Origin of the sequence: Paenibacillus sp. FSL R5-0623, from assembly GCF_037974265.1 — a bacterium.
Lineage (GTDB): Bacteria > Bacillota > Bacilli > Paenibacillales > Paenibacillaceae > Paenibacillus.
This window is the reverse complement of the sequence record NZ_CP150233.1, coordinates 1,799,035-1,820,100: the sequence shown is the minus strand read 5'-3', so window position 1 is coordinate 1,820,100 and position 21,066 is coordinate 1,799,035. Positions and strand designations below refer to the sequence as shown.

Genomic DNA, 21,066 nt, shown 5'->3' with positions numbered 1-21,066 from the left:
TTCCGCAAATCACTTATTATTCAAGCTGTTATTATCGTTAGTTTCGGCCATTGTTCCTGCCAGCACTTCTCCTGTACTCTCTGATTATAATAGTCAGCATCCGTGAAGAACGGACTTTTGCGGACTACGAGATGATACAGATCATCCAAACCATGCGGAGCACAGATGTTCACCCAGTCCCCTTCATCCAACTGTACGCCTATAGCAGTCACAACTTCTGGCCAATAGCGAAGAGCATCTTCAGTAGAATGATAAGGAGCTGTGCCATTGCGCAGATGCATTCTCGCCTGATTTTTGACCGACCACTTTGAATTGCCCGTCTCCTCTCGAAGCTGTTGTTCGAGCTGTATGTCTCGCTCCTCACGCAAGTCTTGCGCATCATAATAGACAACATCAATATCGCTGTGAAGTTCACGAAGATCATATCCATGCAGAACATCCCAGATATAATTACGAATATATCCTGCACCTATGTAACTTTGAGGCAAATGGAGACTACGAACTCTCCGCAGGTCATGCATTAATTGCTCGTGTTTGATGATCGTCTGAATGAATAAGTCCTCATGTAACATATCTGCCTCCTGCAGTTTACCTCATTGTCCTCTTATAGCTGTTAACCTTCATTCCAATATATCATGTTTACCTGGCTGCAATAAAATGAACAACGCTTGAACATCCTCTGTACAACTTCGAACCTCTGATTAATCACAACCAAATAACCCATAAACAGCTTCGGTTATCCGAGTGTTTATGGGCTACAATGATCGAGTTTGAAACGGTTAAAATTTATTTAATCGGTATCCAGATTTGTGGCGGTTGATTGGGCCCCGGGTATACTTCCAGCTCCGGCATATATGCGTGCTCATAAGGGTTGGATGGAAACCATTCCGAAATAATCCGTTTCCACAGAAGCTGCATACTCTCGGGCATCGGGCCTTCTACTTCAAATACACTCCATTTAGAAGCAGGCATGGTGAAGCTTGATAATCCTTCCGGGACTTTACCATCGTAAGTCGTAGCAATCCAGTACTGCATCTGTTTCTCCTGAATTTCACTCTGATCCACAACGACACCGAGTAACCCCGGAATAGCCCCATTGTTCAGTTCAAACAAACGATCCTCTGTACCACTCGTCCACGCTTCCTGCCACATCTTCCCGATGCCTTGCAGATGTTCTCCATCTAAATATGAGAAAGTTTGCTCTACTCCGACCAACGTAAATTCGGGATGTTCAACAATTTTATATTTCATCGGCTCTGCTCCTTGTAGACTCACTTGAATCACCAGACGATTATACGATTGGACAGCGTTACTATTTTTACGAGCCTCACTGGGTGCGATCCCATGTTGTCTACGAAATGCTTTAGAGAAAGATTCCGGTGTGTCGTAACCGTATTTAAACGCCAGATCAATGATTTTGTGATCACTTTGCAGAAGCTCATGTGCCGCCAGTGTCAATCGTCTGCGTTTTATGTACTCAGCTACAGTAACATCAGTTAATAAGGCAAAGGTACGTTGAAAGTGAAAAGGAGAGATATGGGCCTGCGCTGCAATCTGCTCCATCGTCATATTTTCGAGCAAGTGGTCTTCCATATATTGAATAGCGACCTGTAATGCGTTGATCCAGTTCATGTAATAATCACTCCTTGATGACTAATATAACGGATAAACCACCCAACAACCTGTCATGTTGTGCTTTCATATGTCCGGTTAATGTGCAACGACGTAGTTCATATAACGCCTGCTCACAGAATTTGACAATGTAAACGATTTACTATAGCCTACGAGTATAATGATCGTTCTATCTTATTTTGAAGGGAGAGTATCACTGATCATGAGCAGCAAAAAGGAAATGCTTTTGAACGTGGCTGAAGAATTGTTCTACCTTCACGGTTTCCATTCCATCGGTTTGAAGCGGATTATCACGGATGCTGGGATCGCGATTATGACGCTATACAATCATTTTGAGTCGAAGGATGATCTCATCGTCCAGGTTCTCCTGCGGCGCGAACAGCGTTATTTGGAACAACTCCGGCAATATGCAGACAATAAAGCACAACCCATGTTCTTCAATCTGGCTGAAGGACATGCAACCTGGCTGAAGGAACACGAATCAAGAGGGTGCTTATTTCTACGCGCCAAAGAAGAATTCGGAGGTTATACAGATCATATCATCGTCCAGACAGTGAATGCCCATAAAAGACATATGAGAACGTTAATCCAAACATTGGCGCCTGCTGCAAGTGATCGAGATCTATTGCGATTCTCCCTGTTGCTGGAGGGTTCCACGGCACTTGCTGAGACAGAAAATGTAAATGACGTCTGCCGTGAACTGATCCATATGACGCAAACCAGTTTCAAATAAAGCTATTCCGGGTGAGTTAATATTTCAACTCACTTTTTTATTTCATAAGAAATATAATGATCGTTCTATCTAAAAGGCGGTGGATTAAATGAAAAAAATTATCTTTCCAGGCATTGCACTAATCGCTGTATGTTATGCATTCGGGCGATTCGGTTATGGACTGTTTATGCCGGAAATTTCGGAAGCTTTACAATTAAATGATGCAGCCTCTGGCGCGATTAACTCAGGAACGTATATTGCCTACTGTCTGTCCCTTCTAACTGCACCACTGTTGATTAATCGCAAGGGACATCATTATGTCATTCAATTGGCAGGAATCAGCGCAGTGCTCGGATTAACCGGCATTGCCCTGGCTCAGAATGCATGGGTTCTTACATTTAGTATATTTCTAGCAGGTTTGAGTACAGGCTGGGCCTCTCCAGCCCTCGGTAACACGGTTAATGCCGAGCTTGCTCCCGAGCTACAAGCAAGAGGCAACAGCTGGATTAACACAGGGACCAGCTTCGGGATTGTAATATCAGGTCCACTTTACTGGCTGTTCACGGATTACTGGCGTCTAACCTACATCCTGTTTGCTGTGATCGGTGTTGTTGTTCTGCTGTGGAACAGACGTGTTATTCCACCTACGAAGACACTGCCTTGTACCAAGTCTCTCTGGGCATGTATGAAACCAACCAGACCAGGATCCGCTCTGCTCATGGCTTGTCTGTTGACAGGTTTCAGTTCTGCAATCTACTGGACCTTTGCCCGCAACTTCCTCACAGACGAGAAAGGGGCCTCCGATTCGGAAGCCGTGTTGTTCTGGATTGTGATGGGGGTTATGGGGATACTCGGTGGATGCGCCGGTCGCATTATTGAACGGTTCGAGATTGGGTGGTCCTACCGAATGGGCATACTTTTATTGGCGATCTCACTGGGGGTAATCCTTCTTCCATCCATGACTGCAAGTCTCATCTCTGCGATCATATTTGGCAGCACGTATATTTTCCTGACCAGTGTATTTATTGTTTGGGCGACGAGACTATTCAGTCCAAATGTGTCCATCGGAATTAGCCTTGCCTTTCTCGCGCTGGGTATTGGACAATTCCTTGGCTCATCCATGGCAGGTTATACGATCGAAGTGTTTTCCAATACAACGGCATTTCTGGCCTTTGCTGTACTCGGCCTGTTTGGATTGTTAATTCGGGTGAAATAAATGACAGAACAACCTTCTGATCCCTGTTATTTTACCCGGCGAACACTTCCGGTCACTCCATGCTGAAGCTGTACGTCTGTAAAAGTAACCGTGGTCCCTTGCCCAATGGGGGATTGGGCCACAATGCCAACTTTGATCTCTTCCGGGCAGTCGAGTCCGAAATAACGAACCAGCTTCCACTTCTCTCCATCTTGAGAATAATGGAAAGCAAAGCTGTTGCCTGCCCGGGCTACACGTAAATAAGGCTTATTAACGTCTACAGGTGCTGATACACAATCATCCGAGTTAACACGAGTAACAACACTAAGAATAGACGGCTGTTCTTCAAAATACTCAAAGCAGACTTTAGCCCAATTCGTATCGTCCACCCTCACCATCAGGCAGCCCGAATCATACTGTTCTTTCATATCCACCTGTACTTGAGTGACGATGCTGAAATCTCCCTTGACTATCGTATGTAAAAATGGAGCTGAAGCTTTCACCGGCTCACCTCCCGGATCAATGAAAAAGTCACTGATCGGCGAAACGGTTATCGTTACTTTGCCGTCTTCAATGGACCAATCTGTTGGCTCGTTCAGCCATCCCAGGTTAGCGGATAATGTTTGACCTGAACAATGTTCGAATAGATTCGTCATGTGGCACACCCTTTGTGTTGGAGTATAAGTTTTCTAATTTCTCTATTTGTATTCGATATGTACGATGGTTAATCCTGTAGGTTTTACTCAAATATCCCACCCTCGATATCGTACACTGATATCTCCGCATGATCACTTCTTGCGATCGATAATAAAATCAAAAATCTTCATAACGAGCTCAGTCACGTGTGCACGGTTGGATAATACGTTCGTCCCAGACCTGTACCTCAATATATCGTTCCGGCCCCTTATCACCTTTACGGTTCCATTCCTGAGGCCAACCATAGAACTGAATAACTTCCATGATTTCATCCTTGGTATAGATCTGCTTACGATAAGGTTTAGCATCGTCAAACCTCATTGTTGGAAACAAGTCCCCGTAGGTAAAACTCACAACTTCAACTGGAAGGTCAACCCACGGAATGATTACATGATCGGGTTCTGAATACCAGGACAACAGCCACTCGCATGCACCGAGCGTCATATAATGGGGATATGATTGTACCGGCATCCCACCTTTGGCAACAAACTGCTCATAAGCCCTTTGTTCAAGTGTTCTGCGAATTGTCATGTAATCTGCGGGTCGCCGACTTGCAAAGTTCCGTCCCTGAAGACGAATCTTCTGGGTAACTGTTTCTGCTTCATCCGCAGACAGGCTGGAGAGATTTCTGAAAGGACCAAGACTTTGTTCAAAATAATGATAGGCATTCCAGTCGTTCATACATTCTCCTCCTTTGCACAGGATAGAATTGGACTTTCGAAATCAGTTGATAGAAATCGTCACTCTTTATTATTAATAAGGTAATTTTATCCAAAATATGATAAACTGGACATACGAGATTACTTCAATAATTTGAATCACAACAGGAGGTCATCCTATGTTTGGTGTTAACGTGAAAAAAGTAGAAGATCAACTGGTCATCCGGTGGCAGTTTTCCAAAATTGAAATTCCCATCACACATATCACATCGGTCACCCTGGATGATACATACGGTGGTAGCGAACCATCCGCCATTCGGATCGGTCCAGTCAATGGCACAAGCGAGAGGATTCTGATCCGCACAGTGAATCAATCGTATATTTTATTCACTTCCAGCGTGACTTTGCATACCAATATCATAGCTATGTTACACCCGTCAAACTAGATTTTTGTGCAACCGGATTCCGATGTTTCTCGGAAGAGGGGTTCCATTAACAAATGTGCGCTGCCAACAAATGAAGCGTTAGTATTCGCATGAATTCTTACAGCGAATACTAACGCTTCATTGATTCCAATTCAAGTTGGACATGGGATTCTTATAACCAACTCCACTTCGGTAACTGATCGAGCGTAATGACCTCTTTGCTATGGTACAATTCCTTCAAAAACGTTAGTTCATTATGTGTCCCGTCTCTCAGGAATCCACCTGTCCAGGTACAGAACCAACTCCAGTGTACATCCTGCTCCTTCATCTGCTTAGGATCAGGGATGGAGCCGTTCTCGGCCAGTGCAATGATTTTACTATCCTTCACAAGCTCTCGCAGGTCGGTGTAACGTGCCGCCAGCGGGCTGTGATCTCCCGCTTCCGGGTATACATCTACACTCACAATATCCACGATATCATCACCCGGATACCATTCCGGTTTTTCCGAGTTCCAGACCCAGATAAGATTGTGCAGCTGATGTTCTTGAACCAATCGATCATACAACAAACAATATAACTGTTTGGCAGATTCGGGGCCTTTCGCTCCCCACCAGAACCACCCACCTTCTGCTTCATGAAGTGGTCGGAATAATACAGGCACACCAGCATCCTTCAACTCTTGCAAATGTGTAGCAATAACATCGATATCCCGAATCAATAACTGATATGCTTCCGATTCAGTATCAGCTATCGCGGAGGCAAGATCATAGGTTGTCGCGTCCGTATAGAACCCCCGCCACCACTCTTTACCCGGTTCATCGATCAGATCCGTCGGTGCGTTCCAGTGCCAGCATAATGTCACGATCCCGCCTTGTTTGTGCCAGTCTATCGCATCCCGAATCTCTTGGGAGACCGCACCGCGCTCTGTTCTTGATGGCGAATATTCCATGAGATCAAAGCCAATCACAGCTGGTTTCCGGCCTGTATTTTCATTAATCCAGTTTAGATTGCTATAATCCTGCTGGCCTGACAACATCCCTTTTTGATAACGCTCTACCAGGAACGCCATCAGTTCTTTTGCTTCGGGAGTCGCTGCTTTATTCACCGGAACTCTGCTGATCTCACGCACTGTCATCTCTACACCTCCAATTGGATTTAACATGTTAACCCACTACACCAGAACGTTCAATACTCTCCACGAAATAACGTTGCACAAACAGATACAAAATAATCAGGGGTGCAATAGCCAGCAAAATGCCTGTATCGACAATCATCGCCACATAGTTTGGATCGGCCTTGATGCCCGAGTTCGAGCCAAAGCCCATCAGCTGCGGAATCAACTGGTTCGCCTGAGCAGGTAAGGAAGCCACTTTCAGCGAGATCAGTGGACTTTCACTCATGAATAATGCCGAATAGAAGGTATCGTTATACTGCCATACAAACGAAAACAGAATAACCGTAATCAACGGCGAGATTGCATTGGGCAGCATGATTCGGGCAAAGGTTTTGAATCCACCTGCGCCATCAATCAGTGCAGCCTCTTCGATTTCCTTTGGCATCCCCTTGAAAAACTGCCGGAAGATATAGATGAATAGCCCCGCCTTCAGCCCTCCTGCCGTAGCAGCCGTAATCATTGAAGGCCAGTACGTATTGAGCAGGTTAATCCCGTTTTCCCCCGTGAACAACTGGATGATGCCCATAAAGTCGAAGCTGCGGAAATGCAGATACATCGGTACCATAAGCGTACTTGTCGGCACCAGAATAGTCAGAATCACCAGGATGAATAGCACATTGCTACCCGGAAACGTGAACCGGGCGAAGCCGTATCCAGCAAGTGCACAGGATATGGCTGTCAGAAGCGTTGTGATGGTAACAAAGAGTAAGGTGTTCGCCAGCAAGGGGAGAAAATCCATCACTTGGGCTGCAAGCCGGATGTTATCCAGTGTAAAATGCTGAGGAATCATATAGATCGTCGGATTGTAGATATCCTGCTTATCCTTAAACGCGACTGAAACTTTGAGAAATAACGGATATAAAATAATAAATGAAATGCCGATGACCAGTGCATATCTGAAAATGGAATAGAGAAGGTCCGATGTCTTGTTTCGTACCCGCTGCATGTGGTAATTCTGTTTGGGAACCACCACCATGCGATCTGTTCCTGACGCAGCCATAATCTGAAGCCTCCCTCAACGTTAACCGTCAGTTGTAATGAACCCGCCGTGACAACACCCAGCCCACTACGATCAGTACAAGTCCAATCACCAAGGTATATAACCAGGACATCGCCGAGCTTAAGCCAAAATTCTGGGTTTTGAATGCGGTCTGATAGATAGCTTGTGTGACCGGACTTCCGGCAAATGAATCAATAATGGTATAGATGACATTTGTCAGAATCAACGGACTGACCATAGGAAATGTAATTTTCCAGAATGATTCGTAGGCTGTCGCCCCTTCGATCTTGGCAACCTCGTACATCGATCCCGGCACCGATTGCAGCGCGGCGAGGAAGATCAGAATCTGGACACCAGAGCTGCTAATAATCTCATAGATCCGCATGATGGCTTCTACAATGTAATCCACATAGGCCATCGGCAATCCCACATCGGCCAGCATACGCACAATGGACACCACGTTGAACGAAGCCCCGCCATCGGCAGATGCATCGACCGCACTTGCATCTCCCATCAGATTGATTAATCCCGCAGACTCAGCTGCTGCGACTGCACTTGAAGCCAGAATAACCGGCAAGAAAAAGATTGCACGCGCCATCGTTCTGCCTCTGAACTTCTGGTTAAGCAGTGTCGCCGTGAACAGACTGAAAAACAGTATCATCGGCACATTCAGCAGCATTGCTCCAACCGAGTCAACCAGAATCCGGTTGAACGTCGCGTCAACCAGAAGCGCATCCTTAAAATTTTTAAATCCAACGTATTCCAGGACGTATCCGCCCGGAGCAACAGACAGGTTACTCAGGCTGAACCGGATGGATTGCAGGAGTGGCGTGGCAAAGAGGAAGATGAAGCCGATCAGCCACGGCGATATAAAGGCAAGTCCAAGCAGCGCTCTCCGTGACTTCAGCGATAATCGAATGGTTCTCATCGGCTCACTCCTTCCACCACATAGTCCGTCCCGCCAACTGTTGTTCCACCAACAGTAACTGAATCCACATTGTAATTCACAAGAATGGATGTACCGCCCGTATAAGTGATCCGGACCACGCCATCCTGGATGCGTTCATGCTTCAGGATCCGCTCATTCTCCAGTTCTCCCAGCACTTCATTGGCCTGCTTATACAAGGCAACAGCGTCATCCACCCAATAGCTATACTCCGTCGCGTAGGCCGAATCATAATTCGTCAGCTTCAGCCTGGATGATGGTTCATAGGTCCATTGAAAATACGGAGCTGCGCCAAGCTCCAGGCTGCGCAGCAATTGTTTGCGGAGATCCTGATCCCCCGACGTGTTCATCGGAGATGCAGCATAGTTCATGTATCCATGAATAACCATCGCATAAAAAGGAACTTCTTCATCGGTAATATTGAACCGACTTGACCCTGCGGGTACATTCACAACATGTTGTGCACTCCCCCAAGCGTAGCTATTTGCGGCAGATATCATCAAGTTCGGATAGGACTGTTCCAGCTGTCCCAGCTGTTCCTTCACAATGTGCTTCGCCGTCTCCCGATGAATCACCCGGCTATCCCGGTAATCGGAAGTCAGAACTTGCCCAAGATCACGGAGAGATAATCCGCCGAGGTCCAGTTGATTGTATTTGTCGGCAAACTCACCCACTACATAAGGAAGCTTGGCTGCTGAGAGCAAATAATAGCTGTCCCTACTCTGATCCATGCGATTAAGTGCAGGATTGTACGGATACAGTTCTGCTGTCTCCTTTGTGACAAACCGAGCCGCATCCGAAGAGGGAGCAAAGCGCATATCATCGTGATAAATATGCTGGAAAGCCACATCTGGGAACAAGGCTCCACCCGATTGTTCAAGTTTAGCGGACAACGCTTGCAGCTCGGAACGACTGCCTACCTCACTGTCCAACTTCACCTGGGTTGGCATATGATGACTGATCCCACCGCCGAACCATCCCTGATACCGCATTTGCACGCGGTTTACACCTTCCTGCTGCAACTTCGCCGCCATTTCAGTAGCCTGTTCGTACGTGGTCATAGCTAAAGTGGAACGATATGGCACGCCCAGGAACGAACCCTCTTTATCCACCGCACCAAGTACATCTACATAGAACGGCAACTCCGTCTGTTCTACGAGCGGCTTCAGTACATCCTGCTCTATTAACTGCTGTTGATACAGGCGGGCCATACCTGAGTAACTGGCATCTTCTCCATGAAGGAAATGATAACGCACCTGGATATCTCCACGGAAAGGCTCTTCGCCAAGCAGCTGGATCTCCTGCATTTTCTGCGAGGTGTACATCTCCAGTTCATCCTCACCCCGCAAGGAGAAGGTCGCATGCACGTGGTTGTAACTGTTCTGCCTGCCTCCAATATCCGCAGAGATACTGGCAATGCCGTCCCCTTTTTCAATCACCGCAAACCAGGCATTCTCCCCGTTCTTCAGACCAAACACAGGCATATACGCGGATTCACTAACCTGAGGACGACTAAGCGAGTTATCATTGGGGTCTGCGCCGTATACTCGCTGTACATACTGTTCTTCCTGGGTTTTCCCGTTGTTCAGGTGGATCAGACTGCCTGAACCGTCAGGTACGAGCATGTAGCCCTTACCCTTCGTATCCGCAGCACCAAAGTAAGCGAGCAAATCAACATTCCGAATGCGGTATTGCCCACTTTCCTGAACTTGACTCAAAGGAACGGTTACGACAAGTGCGCCCTGATCCAGCCGGTATTCCACAGGAATCACGAAGCTGGGTTTATCCGATACACCTCCGCCTTCGACCCCGTTCTCCTGATTGTCAAAAGCCAGATCGTCCGCCGTGTAACCCGCCGTCTCAAAGGCTCCCAACATCTTGTTCAACACAAGCTGCTTCGAGATCTGTCCATCCAGCCGCTCCAGGATATCCGGATTGTTCTTGGTTGGATAATAACGGGCAGATGTGTATCTAGCGACAGTAGCATCCAGTTTGGAGAGCACTTTCTCCTCCAGGCGCTGCTTGCTAATCAACTTCGGCAGTGCGTCAATGCCAAGCGACGTATCACCAAGCGTATAGTTCACCCGAATTCCCTGATCGATCTGCCCCACAGTGAATTGCTTGTTGCTGATGCTGGAACTGAAATTCGGGAAGTTCTCCAGTGTGCCCATCGCATCCCGGAAAGACACGTTCAGCTGGGAGGACAGCACTTCTTTTTCATATGCGGAAGCGAGACTGTCCCCATCCCGTTCTTTCGGGTTGCTATACCAGATCTCTCCACTTTTTCCGTCACGTACTGCGATTTCTGTTGTCTCCTCGTTGTAGTACAGGGCCAATCCCTGATCTTCGGCGACCAGTTGCATACCAGGCACCCCCTGCGAAGAGTCGTCAAGGAATTGTAACGGTTCCTCCGTGACGGGCATGGCCTGGGTTGTTGTATCCAGATAAGCCGCGGCTTCCACGGCAGGAACCCCCCTGTTGTTTATATACAGCAGCCCGGCTGCAATCATGATTACAGCTGCACCACCAGCCAGCACCGTATATAGTCGTTGCCTTTTGTTCACGGATGCCGCCTCCTTTAGGTCCGGAAAATCAACTCACGGTAGATGTTATAACCGAATTCGTACAACTGTTGCAGCATGCTGAAGACGAGGGCACCAAGGAATACGATAATGCCCATCACAATGAGTGTTAGCACCATCGTAATGATTGTTTTAATCACGGTGTACTGGTGAACCGTCATCATGCCAATGAACAGAAGCAACACAAACCAGAAGAACGCGATGCTATTAAAAAGATAATAAAAAGCAGTCTCCTCCTGCACCATGAAGCGGCTGATCACGATCATCGGGGCATAGATCAGAATAACCGGAATGAGCGAGTATCCTGTCGCCAGAACGATTTCTCTGAATTTCCCTTCCCCTTCCATCAAGGTCGTTACTGCCCAATTGGCTGTGCACCATAGAAAGAACGGGATAGCAACTGTGGCTATCTCGATGATGCTGTTAATCGTACGAGGATCGATGTAATTGACGAGAAATCCTGCATACTGCTTCTGCAAAATCATCATGATGATGGTGAGCACGAGCGCTGCAAAAGCAACGAGTAGCCGTCCTCGGTTATCCGACTTGAGGTCCCAGAATGCATCAATGGGGTGAAAAATGAGATGCAGCGGAAACTTAATGAAATCCTGCTTCACGATCAACCTGCCTCCTCCGTCTCCATTTAACCGCCACTCGGGTCAGGATCAGAATGAAAATCAGCGCGATCGCAGCGGTCAGGAATGTACCGAAGTGTTCCTTCATCATCTCCCGCCGGTGCCTCTTGAACGCGACAGAATAACTTTTGCGGTCCATCCCAAGTTCGAAGTAACCCAGCGCTTCCTCGTTTTTCTTCTCCATTAATAAGGACTTGCCAATACCAATATAGGCGATGTCATAGTTGGCATTCAGCTTCAGCACTTCTCTCCAAATATTCACGGCCTCCGTGTCCTCTCCGCGATAGTGGAGTGCCACCGCTTCGTTCACACGGGAACCAAAACGGGTTGGCTCATAGACGACAAGATTGTTCTTGCCCCGATCCAGAACCAAGTGGCGCTCACCGGATTGTTCAATCGCAACAGGCGTTTTGAGGGTACCCACCTGATTTCCTTTGCCACCGTATATGTAGAGCAGATGCCCTTCATCGTCGTATGTGAACACCCGATTTTGTGTCGCATCCAGTACACTGTACATGCCATTACCCAGCACTTTCACATCGATAAGCTTGGATGGACCGGGATTGTTGCGAAACCGGATATCACCTTTGACGTCAACATAACCAAACCGTTTCAGTACATCTTCGCCAGACGGGTTGAGACGTTTGATCGGTTCATTCGAGCCAGGATCAATATTCGTCGCATACACAAATCCTTTGTGGTCGATATCCGCATTGGAGAACTCCGTTGGGACAAACAGGACCATCTGTGCACGCTGGGCTTTGGTCGATAACATGCGCCAGATATATTCGCCGTAGTCCCGTTCCACTTTGTTCGTACCGACGTATCCGATAAACTTCCCACTCTCGTCAAACTGCATAATGCCCTCGTAGACCCCCTGTGCCACAACGTACACCCGGCCCACATGGTCAACCGTCAGCTTCAAAGGCTGGAACTGAAATTGGGTCGACAGGATATCCGACTCGGGCTTCGTAATGGTTTGAATCAGCGTCCCCTCTCCATTCAGGACTACCACACGACCGTTGCCCGTATCGGCGACGTATATGCGTTCTTGCTCATCTACAAACAATCCACCTGGAAGGTTAAAGGTCTCCTTGCTGCCCTCCATCATGAATCCATCGATCACGCGCAGCAGCTTAAAGTCTGGGTCCAATACGACAATTCGGCTGTTGCCGCTATCCAAAATGTAGATCAACCCGGAGGGAGAAACGTTCACATCACCGGGGTCTTTGAACTCACTAATGCCGAGGTCACGACCTGATAGGGTACGCTCGGGCAGATAGGCATCCGGTGAGGGAACAGCCTCTTTCCAATAGTTGTAGTTGTAACTCTCATACGGCGCCGGGGAGGCCGCCGCAGGCACGGCATTCACCAGCAGCAGAGATACTGCCGCCAGAAGAACAAGCCATCTTTTCACTGTGCGTGCCATATCGTTCCCCCTTAATCCTTCATGCCCGAGCTCGCCATCGTCTCAATGATTCGGCTCTGAGAGAAAATAAATAGCGTGATCGGCACACTCATCAAAATCAGTGCTACCGCAGCACCCGCTCCTGCCCGGGAGATTCCGCCCTGAATAATCTGACCCGCTGCATAATGCAGGGTCTTGAGCTGCTCGCTGTAGATGTATCCATTGCCATCACTGCCCCATAACATCTGGAACAGTAGAATGATCAATGTAAGCCAGGCTGGTTTCACATTGGGCATGACGATGGACCAGAAGATCCGATATTCACTGGCACCATCAATCTTGGCCGCTTCCAGCAGCGCATCCGGAATCTGCTCCATGAACTGTTTCATCAGATACAACCCGAGTGAATAGGCAAACGCCGGAATAATGACGGCCCAGTACGTGTCGATCCATCCGAGCCATGACATGATCATATAGTTCGGAATTGCCGTTACCGCAGGTGTGAACATCAGTGACAGTACGACCACTTGGAACATGAATACTTTGCCCGGAAACTTGTGTTTGGCAAGCGGGTAGGCCGCTGCGGAAGCTAGCAGCACATGGCCTACGATACCGATGCCGGTTATAAACACCGTGTTGAATATATAACGTGAGAACGGCACCCACGAGTCACTCAGCAGATTCAGCAGATCCGTAAAGTTGCTGAACGTGGGATTTTTGACAAACAAAGTTGGTGGAAAGGTAAAGATTTCATCCAAAGGTTTGAATGCATTGTTGATCGCATAGATCAACGGCAGTACCATGAAAGCACCGAATACGAGCAGAAGGGCAAACAGGGAGAGGCTTCCCGATAGCGAGCGATTCACGCGTTTTTTGCCTGTCGCAATTGCAGCCATAGCTATTCTCCCACCCTTCGAAGCAGTTTCTGTACCAGTAAGTTGGTGCCCACCATAATCATGAACAGCACGGTGGCAATCGCCGATGCGTATCCCATCTCAAACCGCGTTGTACCAAAGTCGATCAAATGGGTCACCACAGTCTCTGCTGCATAGTTCACGCTCGGGAACCCGGCCAGCGCGATCGACACATCGGCCACGGCAAACGAGGTTGTCAGCTGAATGACTGCGCCGAACATCAACTGTGGACGCATCGAAGGCAGGGTAATGTACCATAGTTCCTGCCATCGATTCTTGATCCCATCTACCGCTCCTGCTTCATATAACGTCCGGTCTACAGTCTGTAAACCAGCGATAAACGCCAGAAATCCGGTTCCGAGACTCAGCCACAGCTGCACGAGAATGAGGATGGGCATAATGTAAGCTTCTGTCTTCAGCCACTGGATCGGCTCCAGCAGAAAACCCCATTTGATCAACAGCCCATTGGCAATACCATAACGATCTCCCGAGAAGATCATCAGCCAGATAAAATACACATTGCCCGAGATGGAGGGCGCGTAGAAGATCAGCGTCATGAACGCTCTCCATTTCGGTGTTAACTCATTAATGATCCACGCGAAGACAAAACAGGCAATATAACTGATCGGCCCGGTAATAATGGCAAACAACAACGTATTCTTGATTGCAATCAGGAATACATCATCCTCCAGAAACAGGCGGGTGTAGTTCTGCCAGCCAATAAACCGCGGGAATTCAAGCATGTTAAAGTAGGTGAAACTGAGTATGATCGAGATGACAACCGGAATCACGGTAAACATGAGGAACAGGAGCATATAAGGTGCAAGCAGAACATAGGAATGTTTGCTGGCCTTCATTTCCTGGAGCTTCCAGCTCCACCACGATTTCATGCCCATCCTTGACGCTTTCTCAGGAGGACTGTTTTGTCCGTCTCGGAGTGATATTTGTGGCACGATTAACCCTCCCTCTGCTTACGGAAGACCAAATTCATTACGCTTGACGCGAATCTCGTCCTGAATATATTGGGTATAATCCATGATGGATTCCCTGGCTTCCACTTGGCCAACAACGGTTTTGTAAAATGCATTGAACAGATGGCGGCCTGTAAAATAACCACCAGGTACTTCGGGAATACCCTTCACCGTTTCGAATTGGGCTTTGAGATTCGCATAATCCTCCGCAGGCCAAGGCAGGGAATCCAGCGCCTTGATGTTGGCCGTTGGATAACGGGCAGCCGCACCCATCAGTCCCTCCATCTCCCGTCCGAATTCAGCTTGAATCGGCGTACTGGTCCACCACTTCATGAACTCCCAGGCCGCGTCCTGATCCTTGGCACTCTCCAGCATCATGACCGCGCTGCCTCCACCCGGGACGTCCCGATTCAAGGTACCATCTGCCTGAACGGTTCCTGGGACAGGAACGAATCCCCACAGTCCCCGAATCTCCGGTGCAAATACAGACAGCTGGTTGTACATGGTGTAATCCGTTAGTCCAATAGGCATCTGTCCTGTCCGGAAACGGTTGGCAAAATCATATTCCCGCTCCAGCTTGTAATCGGTATAGAATTCCGTCCACTGCTTAAAGGTCTCGATTCCGATCCGGGAATCCAGATCCGATTCCTTGTCATCGTTACGATAGAAGGCGCCGCCATTCTGGAGCAGCATCGTTGCATACTGCGAGTTCGGCGGAATATTGACACCCTGCATATTCGCCTGGGTCACAACCGGCATGCCGAATTCCATGTGATTTTTGCTCAGAATCGCGAGTAGAGCCTCTACATCCTCCCAATTCTGAGGCACTTCAAGTCCGAGTTCTTCGAGCACGTCTGTACGATAAAACAGCATGTTAAAGGTCTGTGTTTCCGGTAGGGCATATACGCCCGAATCGTAGGCATACGGTACAATTGCACTTTCCCTGAACTCCTGTTCTACGGTGCTATAGTCGCTGAATTGCGTCAGATCTACAGCCGAGTTCCGCATCGCAAAGTTCACCGGCAGATCATTACCGATCTGCATGGCAACATCGGGTCCTTCACCGGACAACGTCGCTGGCAGCAAGGTTCCCATGTTGACCAGCTTCAGATTCACGTTAATGCCACTGTCTGGTGTGAAGGTCTTGTCAATCATCGCCTTCATCGTATTCGCCTGGTCACGTCCGCTACCAATCCAGACCGTTACCGTACGCTGATCTTCTGAAGTGGCTACATTGCCGATCTGGTTATAATCAATGAAGAACGAATGATAGAATATCTTGGCTTCATGACCAAGCTTCGCGAGTGGTCCCATGCCTGTTCCGGGAATATCACGGTCGATCGAAGTGACGTACAGTGCGTCGATCTCAAGGGGTTGCTCTCGTGCCTGCTGCACCCATGTTCCGAGACCACCCGTGTTGGTTTTATAAGCCGCAAGCCGTCTTGGAATGGTATCCGGCTTGTCGATCATCTCATCCAGTTGCAACGCCATCGTCTTGATCAGCGCTTCCTGATCGCTGGACTGTCCTGACAGAAGACGAAGCTGTGCAGCCACGTCTTTGAGTCGTTTACTTTCCCCGCTGAACACTTCCAGCAGGTTCGGAATCTGTTTCTCCACCCGATAATCCCGGAATTCATCAGGCTTCGTGCCTGTAATCATCAGAATTCGTCGGTACATGGAGTTCAAGTTGTACAGACTGTCCTCCACATTGCGGATAAGAGGTGCAAAATCTCCGAGACTGTTCTCCAGCCGTAGCACATGCTTTCCTTTTTCCAAGTGAAACTTGTATGCTTCCTTGCCGCCCATGATGTCAATGCGATAGTCACTCTGATAACGGAAAGGAGCTTTGGCCATCTCTGCAAACGGAACTTCACCATCAATGGTGAGCTTGCGTGTGGAGTAGATGCCTTTGACAAAATTCTGCTGTCCGGTAAAACCGATGTGATAAAGTCCACTCTCCGGCACATCCACTTCCCATTCGATCCATTGTCCTGGCAGACGCCAGTTAAAGCCGCCAATCGTATTAATGCGTACCTGGGAAGCGCTGTAAGGAGATACAGCAGAACTTGACCTTTCGCTGGTCGGGTATAACGTAGGTGAAGATTTGGCAATCGCGGCTTCTCCTTCGATCCTAATAAATACATCCTTCGGTTGTCCGGAAGAATCCGACCGTTTTGCCCCCGCAGTCTCCGCGTAAGGAACAGCTGTCTTCTCATTAAAAAGATGAATGGACCGAATCACCATGGGTTCACGCGATGATTTTAGTGTTAGCGTGTGCTCTCCCTTTTCCAGATAAAACTTGAATGGAGCCTGTTCGTACCCGTCGGAGTCCTGAAACGTTTCTTCCATCCAACGTGGTTGCTCCACTTGTCTCGGGCGAAGGTCATTACCTTGATTGTCCTGCTCCACAACATCTTTCTCATTCGCCCACACCCGGTCAAACTGCAAATAGGCGGCTTCCGCAAAAGGAAGTTCACCATCAATGTACAATGCACGCTCAATGGCTGAGCTCTTGCCTTCAATGGGATAATAGGTGGCGGACAGGTTATACAGCCCGGTCTCCGGCACGTTAATGGTCCAATCGACTTGTCCGGTCTCTCCGGTATGGAGAGATACACCATCCATTCCCTCATAATTAGTCAGTTTGCGGACGTCCTCACCTTCGGCTTTTATGTAGTCTCCTGCTTCAATGGTGATGTCCACATTCGGCTGTGTAGCCTGATCCGTTCCGGATCGATACTGTTCGTACCCCTTTTTCTGCCGGGTCTGCTGCAAGACTGCATCCACTTCAATGGCAGGCAGACTGCCAGGCGGAATGTTTGCACTCTTCACATCAGCGCCGGAAGTTACATATAGAATGATGCAGGCTGCCGCCACGATGATTACTGTGGACAATATCCATTTCTTACGTTGTAGAATTCCAGCCATCCTCCGAGTCCTCCTCATCAAGGCTGATGCCATCAATGCCGATTTGGTGGTTCAGGAAAAAGGGACTCCGTGCAACCTTGCCGACACGAGCCCCTGCCTGAATCGTTTGCTGGTGATAAGTGTTTTTATTGTTTGCCGAGTTTATCAATGGCAGCTTGTGCCTGTGCTTTGTATTTCTCGGCTGTTGCTGTCACGGAAGCGTTGTTTTTGATGATATCGTTCACGTAATCTCCAAATGGGTAACCCGTGTAAGCATCATCCAGTAAAATGCGGCCCGTTCCAGCGATGTGCTCGCGAATGATCGCAATATCCTTCTCATCGGTATAACGACTCTCCAGATAATCTTGACCTGGATACTCTTCAATCTGCGGGATGTCGAAGGTCTCTTCATAGATTTGGTAGACGATCTTCGGATCCTCCACACCTTTTGGAATGAACTTCGCCGATGCCGCGTTGTTTGCATACGTTACCTCTTTGCTACCCTGTGGCCCATTCGGAATCGGTACAACGCCAACAGCAAAGGTGAGATCGCCCAACTGCCATTCAGCAGCAGTGAACAGAGCTACGTCTCCATCCTTGAACGTATTGCTTTCCTCCCAGTTGGTTTTGTCGCCGGTTTTGACCTTCACGACATTTTCCACGTTATACAGGCGTTTGACGAATTCAGCAGCTTCAATCGTTTTCGGATCGGATAATCCCTCTTTGCTATTTGTATCATCCACGATGGTTCCACCGTTGGCTGCAGTAAAATGACGAACGACATCAAGCGCCCAGCCAGAAAATCCGTATACGTCAGTTTTGCCGTCATTATCCGTATCTTTGGTTGCCTGTTTGGCGAGTTCCAAGAATTTATCCCAATTCCATTCACCTTGGTTATACAGGTCCTGCGGATCAGGTAATGACAGTTTTTTGAACAAGTCACGATTATAGTGAAGTCCCAGACCGATGCTGGTTGGAGATTCGAAGGCGTATTCGTTGCCTGCAATGGCAGGAAATTTAGCAATCAGGTTTGCCTCTTGGTTGATGTTGTTCTCAGGTGTAGTGAATTCGGAGATGGGCAACAGTTGCCCTTTGAGGATGGCTGGTAGTGCGGATTTGTATTCCATCTGAACGATGTCAGCGAATGGTTCGCCGGCTAGTGCAGACGTTGTGAATTTGTTCATGTATTCTTCGAAAGGTACGTTGACGAACTCCAGTTTCACGTTGTATTTCTTCTCTACCTCTGCAATTTTATCGAGTCTGGCCTTATCCGAGGCCGTCTCTCCCGCCGGTTTCAGATCCCACCAGGCCGCAACCTTGATGACACGTCCACCCAGATCAGGCACATTTGCCACAGCTTCTTCCGCTACGTCTTCTTTCTCTGTTTCAGCGACTTCGGTGCTGTTGCCTGAATTCGTTGTTCCCTCTGCATCAGTCCCCGTCTGCGTTGTCCCCCCACCACTGCAAGCGGATACAAAAAGAATCACAGCCAATAACATCAGAGGTAGAACATTCCATCTTCTGATCATGATTTTAACAACCTCCCCGAATGTGTATGCCAATCATGGTCCACTCTAAATCATTAACCCCGCTCATCAACCAATCAAAAATAAACGACCACCACCATTTGTTATTTTCTTGTTTGTTTTTGACAAACAAAATTTAACACAGCAAAATGTAAGCGTCAACATTTTTGTTGTTAACATTTTCTACTTATTCTGATAAAATGCTGATAAAGCTATAATTTAGCTGTATTACAGCTTATTCACCAGGTCATTCCCTAAGTACACACTTGTTATAATCAGCACTACATTTCAATCATTTGTTATTTTATTTAAATAACGAAATAATAATTATTAATACAACATTCGTCATAATATCTGAAAATGCGCTTACCTTCACGTTGGATGGCTATCGTAAAATGCTGTGAATCACTAACATTTTGAATTCTCTATCCGTTATTAGATTAAGAGAAATACATCATGCTATACTAGAATCAGTTGGATATCGCTCCAAATAGGAATACGGCAGAACTACGAGTGTAAGGATGGTATGATGAAAACGAAGGTAACAATTCAGGAGATTGCACATTTTACGGGTTTGTCGAAATTCGCGGTGTCACGAGCTTTGTCTGGAAAATCGGGAGTTAGCGATCAAACGAGGGATGTCATTCTCAAGGCCGCTGGCAAACTTGGATATTTCAAAGATAACAGCATGTTGTCTGGTGAACTGTATAACAGCCATGAACTTCAGGAACCGAAGAACACACGTTCAAGCGGAACGATCTTGATTTTGTTTCCCAATGTTCGATACCAAAATCAGGACTCCGTATACTGGGGACCCGTCTTTAACGGGATTTCTTCCAAGCTGAACCAAAAAGGTATTAACATTCTAACCTTGACGGAACCATCTGCAGACCAGCTGTTCACCCTGCTCAATCCGGATGCAATTCGTGGAATCATCACCGTTGGCTCGATCTCGACCCCGATTCTGCTTGAAATTAAGCGGCTCAGTATTCCGGTTGTGATGGTCGATCATCTGGACCCTGTTTTTCACAGTGACAGCATATTCACCGATAACTTTGCATCCATGCGCGAGATCATGCTCTATTTGCTCCGCAAGGGCTTCAAAACATTCCAGTTCGTTGGCAATATCGGGGATGCTCATAGCTTCTATGAACGCTGGATTGCATACACTTCTGTGCTTATGGGTCATGGGATGGAAATACATCAGATTCCCGAGTTGAGTAATCAGGCATTGGATGAGTTCCGCCAGACGTTCACTTCAGTGATCCATGAGGATAACCTGCCTGAAGTGTTTGTATGTGCGAATGATTTCTATGGGCTATACACCATAGAAGCTCTTGAGAGTATGGGCATTCGTGTACCCGATCAGTGTGTTGTGACTGGATTTGATAATCTATACGACAATATTCCCTTACTGGCCACAGTCAATGTGAACAAGGAATTGCTCGGTGCGCGTGCAGTGGATCAGATGTTATGGCGCATTGCGAACCCAGAGAGCAGCGTCGAGAAAAAGTTGATTCTTGCTGACGTCATTATTCGTGAACAGTTCAGCAGGCATAGCGGCTAATAAGGTAGGATACATGGTGGTACATATGTGAGTGCACATGCTGAAAATCATATGAAATAACACTTATGCCACACAGAACAGCAAGCCAAATACCCCTTTAACCGTGTAATCATGCGG

Annotated in this window: 18 protein-coding genes; 4 read left to right on the top strand and 14 right to left on the bottom strand. The window is 47.7% G+C overall.

Going from position 1 to position 21,066, the window contains the following annotated elements; all coding sequences use genetic code 11:
- Positions 1-20: 20 nt before the first annotated feature.
- Both MKY92_RS08440 and MKY92_RS08435 read right to left on the bottom strand, forming a co-directional pair.
- Positions 21-572: a nucleotidyltransferase family protein gene (locus MKY92_RS08440; protein ID WP_339300200.1), complete on the bottom strand. Its 552-nt coding sequence runs from the start codon at positions 570-572 to the stop codon at positions 21-23.
- 214 nt (positions 573-786) lie between these two features.
- Positions 787-1,632, bottom strand: a complete 846-nt coding sequence (locus tag MKY92_RS08435; RefSeq protein WP_339300198.1) for an AraC family transcriptional regulator — start codon at positions 1,630-1,632, stop codon at positions 787-789.
- A gap of 202 nt (positions 1,633-1,834) precedes the next feature.
- Between MKY92_RS08435 and MKY92_RS08430 the strand changes: the two genes are divergently transcribed.
- Positions 1,835-2,365 (top strand): TetR/AcrR family transcriptional regulator, encoded by a 531-nt coding sequence (locus MKY92_RS08430; RefSeq protein ID WP_339300196.1) that lies wholly within the window; start codon positions 1,835-1,837, stop codon positions 2,363-2,365.
- A gap of 88 nt (positions 2,366-2,453) precedes the next feature.
- A complete protein-coding gene (locus MKY92_RS08425) occupies positions 2,454-3,560 on the top strand; it encodes an MFS transporter (protein ID WP_339300194.1) in 1,107 nt (368 codons plus the stop codon).
- A 26-nt stretch (positions 3,561-3,586) separates the two neighbouring features.
- Here MKY92_RS08425 and MKY92_RS08420 read toward each other — a convergent pair whose 3' ends face one another.
- On the bottom strand, positions 3,587-4,195 hold the full coding sequence (locus MKY92_RS08420) for a DUF1349 domain-containing protein (RefSeq protein ID WP_339300193.1): 609 nt from the start codon (positions 4,193-4,195) through the stop codon (positions 3,587-3,589).
- A 178-nt stretch (positions 4,196-4,373) separates the two neighbouring features.
- Positions 4,374-4,916, bottom strand: coding sequence for a hypothetical protein (locus MKY92_RS08415; protein ID WP_339300191.1), 543 nt, complete (start codon positions 4,914-4,916; stop codon positions 4,374-4,376).
- 157 nt (positions 4,917-5,073) lie between these two features.
- Between MKY92_RS08415 and MKY92_RS08410 the strand changes: the two genes are divergently transcribed.
- Positions 5,074-5,340 carry a hypothetical protein gene (locus tag MKY92_RS08410; protein ID WP_339188725.1) on the top strand — a complete coding sequence of 89 codons (267 nt, stop codon included), beginning with the start codon at positions 5,074-5,076 and terminating at the stop codon, positions 5,338-5,340.
- 151 nt (positions 5,341-5,491) lie between these two features.
- On the opposite strand, the gene MKY92_RS08405 is transcribed toward MKY92_RS08410, so the two are convergent.
- The 10 genes from MKY92_RS08405 to MKY92_RS08360 form a co-directional block, all read right to left on the bottom strand.
- The gene (locus MKY92_RS08405) at positions 5,492-6,454 is read right to left on the bottom strand and encodes a glycosyl hydrolase (RefSeq protein WP_339300189.1); all 963 of its coding nucleotides are present in this window, start codon (positions 6,452-6,454) and stop codon (positions 5,492-5,494) included.
- 28 nt (positions 6,455-6,482) lie between these two features.
- Positions 6,483-7,493, bottom strand: a complete 1,011-nt coding sequence (locus MKY92_RS08400) for a carbohydrate ABC transporter permease (protein WP_339300188.1) — start codon at positions 7,491-7,493, stop codon at positions 6,483-6,485.
- A 28-nt stretch (positions 7,494-7,521) separates the two neighbouring features.
- Positions 7,522-8,421: a sugar ABC transporter permease gene (locus MKY92_RS08395; protein WP_076209260.1), complete on the bottom strand. Its 900-nt coding sequence runs from the start codon at positions 8,419-8,421 to the stop codon at positions 7,522-7,524.
- The gene (locus tag MKY92_RS08390; RefSeq protein WP_339300187.1) at positions 8,418-11,003 is read right to left on the bottom strand and encodes a DUF5696 domain-containing protein; all 2,586 of its coding nucleotides are present in this window, start codon (positions 11,001-11,003) and stop codon (positions 8,418-8,420) included. Before MKY92_RS08390 ends, MKY92_RS08395 begins: the two co-directional genes overlap by 4 nt.
- Positions 11,004-11,017: 14 nt before the next feature.
- The gene (locus tag MKY92_RS08385) at positions 11,018-11,638 is read right to left on the bottom strand and encodes a YIP1 family protein (protein WP_145319964.1); all 621 of its coding nucleotides are present in this window, start codon (positions 11,636-11,638) and stop codon (positions 11,018-11,020) included.
- Entirely contained in the window at positions 11,619-13,085 is a 1,467-nt protein-coding gene (locus MKY92_RS08380; RefSeq protein ID WP_339300185.1) for an NHL repeat-containing protein, read from the bottom strand. Before MKY92_RS08380 ends, MKY92_RS08385 begins: the two co-directional genes overlap by 20 nt.
- 11 nt (positions 13,086-13,096) lie before the next feature.
- The gene (locus tag MKY92_RS08375) at positions 13,097-13,960 is read right to left on the bottom strand and encodes a carbohydrate ABC transporter permease (protein WP_017689719.1); all 864 of its coding nucleotides are present in this window, start codon (positions 13,958-13,960) and stop codon (positions 13,097-13,099) included.
- Positions 13,961-13,962: 2 nt separating this feature from the next.
- A complete protein-coding gene (locus MKY92_RS08370) occupies positions 13,963-14,874 on the bottom strand; it encodes a sugar ABC transporter permease (protein ID WP_047842211.1) in 912 nt (303 codons plus the stop codon).
- A gap of 75 nt (positions 14,875-14,949) precedes the next feature.
- Positions 14,950-17,877: an extracellular solute-binding protein gene (locus MKY92_RS08365; protein ID WP_339300183.1), complete on the bottom strand. Its 2,928-nt coding sequence runs from the start codon at positions 17,875-17,877 to the stop codon at positions 14,950-14,952.
- 125 nt (positions 17,878-18,002) lie between these two features.
- A complete protein-coding gene (locus MKY92_RS08360; protein WP_339300181.1) occupies positions 18,003-19,385 on the bottom strand; it encodes an extracellular solute-binding protein in 1,383 nt (460 codons plus the stop codon).
- A 523-nt stretch (positions 19,386-19,908) separates the two neighbouring features.
- Here MKY92_RS08360 and MKY92_RS08355 point away from each other — a divergent pair.
- Positions 19,909-20,949: a LacI family DNA-binding transcriptional regulator gene (locus MKY92_RS08355; RefSeq protein WP_339300180.1), complete on the top strand. Its 1,041-nt coding sequence runs from the start codon at positions 19,909-19,911 to the stop codon at positions 20,947-20,949.
- Positions 20,950-21,066: the final 117 nt, after the last annotated feature.

Coding starts and splice junctions, on each gene's coding strand:
- MKY92_RS08440 (WP_339300200.1), bottom strand. CDS start 572: ATGTTACATGAGGACTTATTCATTCAGACGATCATCAAACACGAGCAA.
- MKY92_RS08435 (WP_339300198.1), bottom strand. CDS start 1,632: ATGAACTGGATCAACGCATTACAGGTCGCTATTCAATATATGGAAGAC.
- MKY92_RS08430 (WP_339300196.1), top strand. CDS start 1,835: ATGAGCAGCAAAAAGGAAATGCTTTTGAACGTGGCTGAAGAATTGTTC.
- MKY92_RS08425 (WP_339300194.1), top strand. CDS start 2,454: ATGAAAAAAATTATCTTTCCAGGCATTGCACTAATCGCTGTATGTTAT.
- MKY92_RS08420 (WP_339300193.1), bottom strand. CDS start 4,195: ATGACGAATCTATTCGAACATTGTTCAGGTCAAACATTATCCGCTAAC.
- MKY92_RS08415 (WP_339300191.1), bottom strand. CDS start 4,916: ATGAACGACTGGAATGCCTATCATTATTTTGAACAAAGTCTTGGTCCT.
- MKY92_RS08410 (WP_339188725.1), top strand. CDS start 5,074: ATGTTTGGTGTTAACGTGAAAAAAGTAGAAGATCAACTGGTCATCCGG.
- MKY92_RS08405 (WP_339300189.1), bottom strand. CDS start 6,454: ATGACAGTGCGTGAGATCAGCAGAGTTCCGGTGAATAAAGCAGCGACT.
- MKY92_RS08400 (WP_339300188.1), bottom strand. CDS start 7,493: ATGGCTGCGTCAGGAACAGATCGCATGGTGGTGGTTCCCAAACAGAAT.
- MKY92_RS08395 (WP_076209260.1), bottom strand. CDS start 8,421: ATGAGAACCATTCGATTATCGCTGAAGTCACGGAGAGCGCTGCTTGGA.
- MKY92_RS08380 (WP_339300185.1), bottom strand. CDS start 13,085: ATGGCACGCACAGTGAAAAGATGGCTTGTTCTTCTGGCGGCAGTATCT.
- MKY92_RS08375 (WP_017689719.1), bottom strand. CDS start 13,960: ATGGCTGCAATTGCGACAGGCAAAAAACGCGTGAATCGCTCGCTATCG.
- MKY92_RS08370 (WP_047842211.1), bottom strand. CDS start 14,874: ATGGGCATGAAATCGTGGTGGAGCTGGAAGCTCCAGGAAATGAAGGCC.
- MKY92_RS08365 (WP_339300183.1), bottom strand. CDS start 17,877: ATGGCTGGAATTCTACAACGTAAGAAATGGATATTGTCCACAGTAATC.
- MKY92_RS08360 (WP_339300181.1), bottom strand. CDS start 19,385: ATGATCAGAAGATGGAATGTTCTACCTCTGATGTTATTGGCTGTGATT.
- MKY92_RS08355 (WP_339300180.1), top strand. CDS start 19,909: ATGATGAAAACGAAGGTAACAATTCAGGAGATTGCACATTTTACGGGT.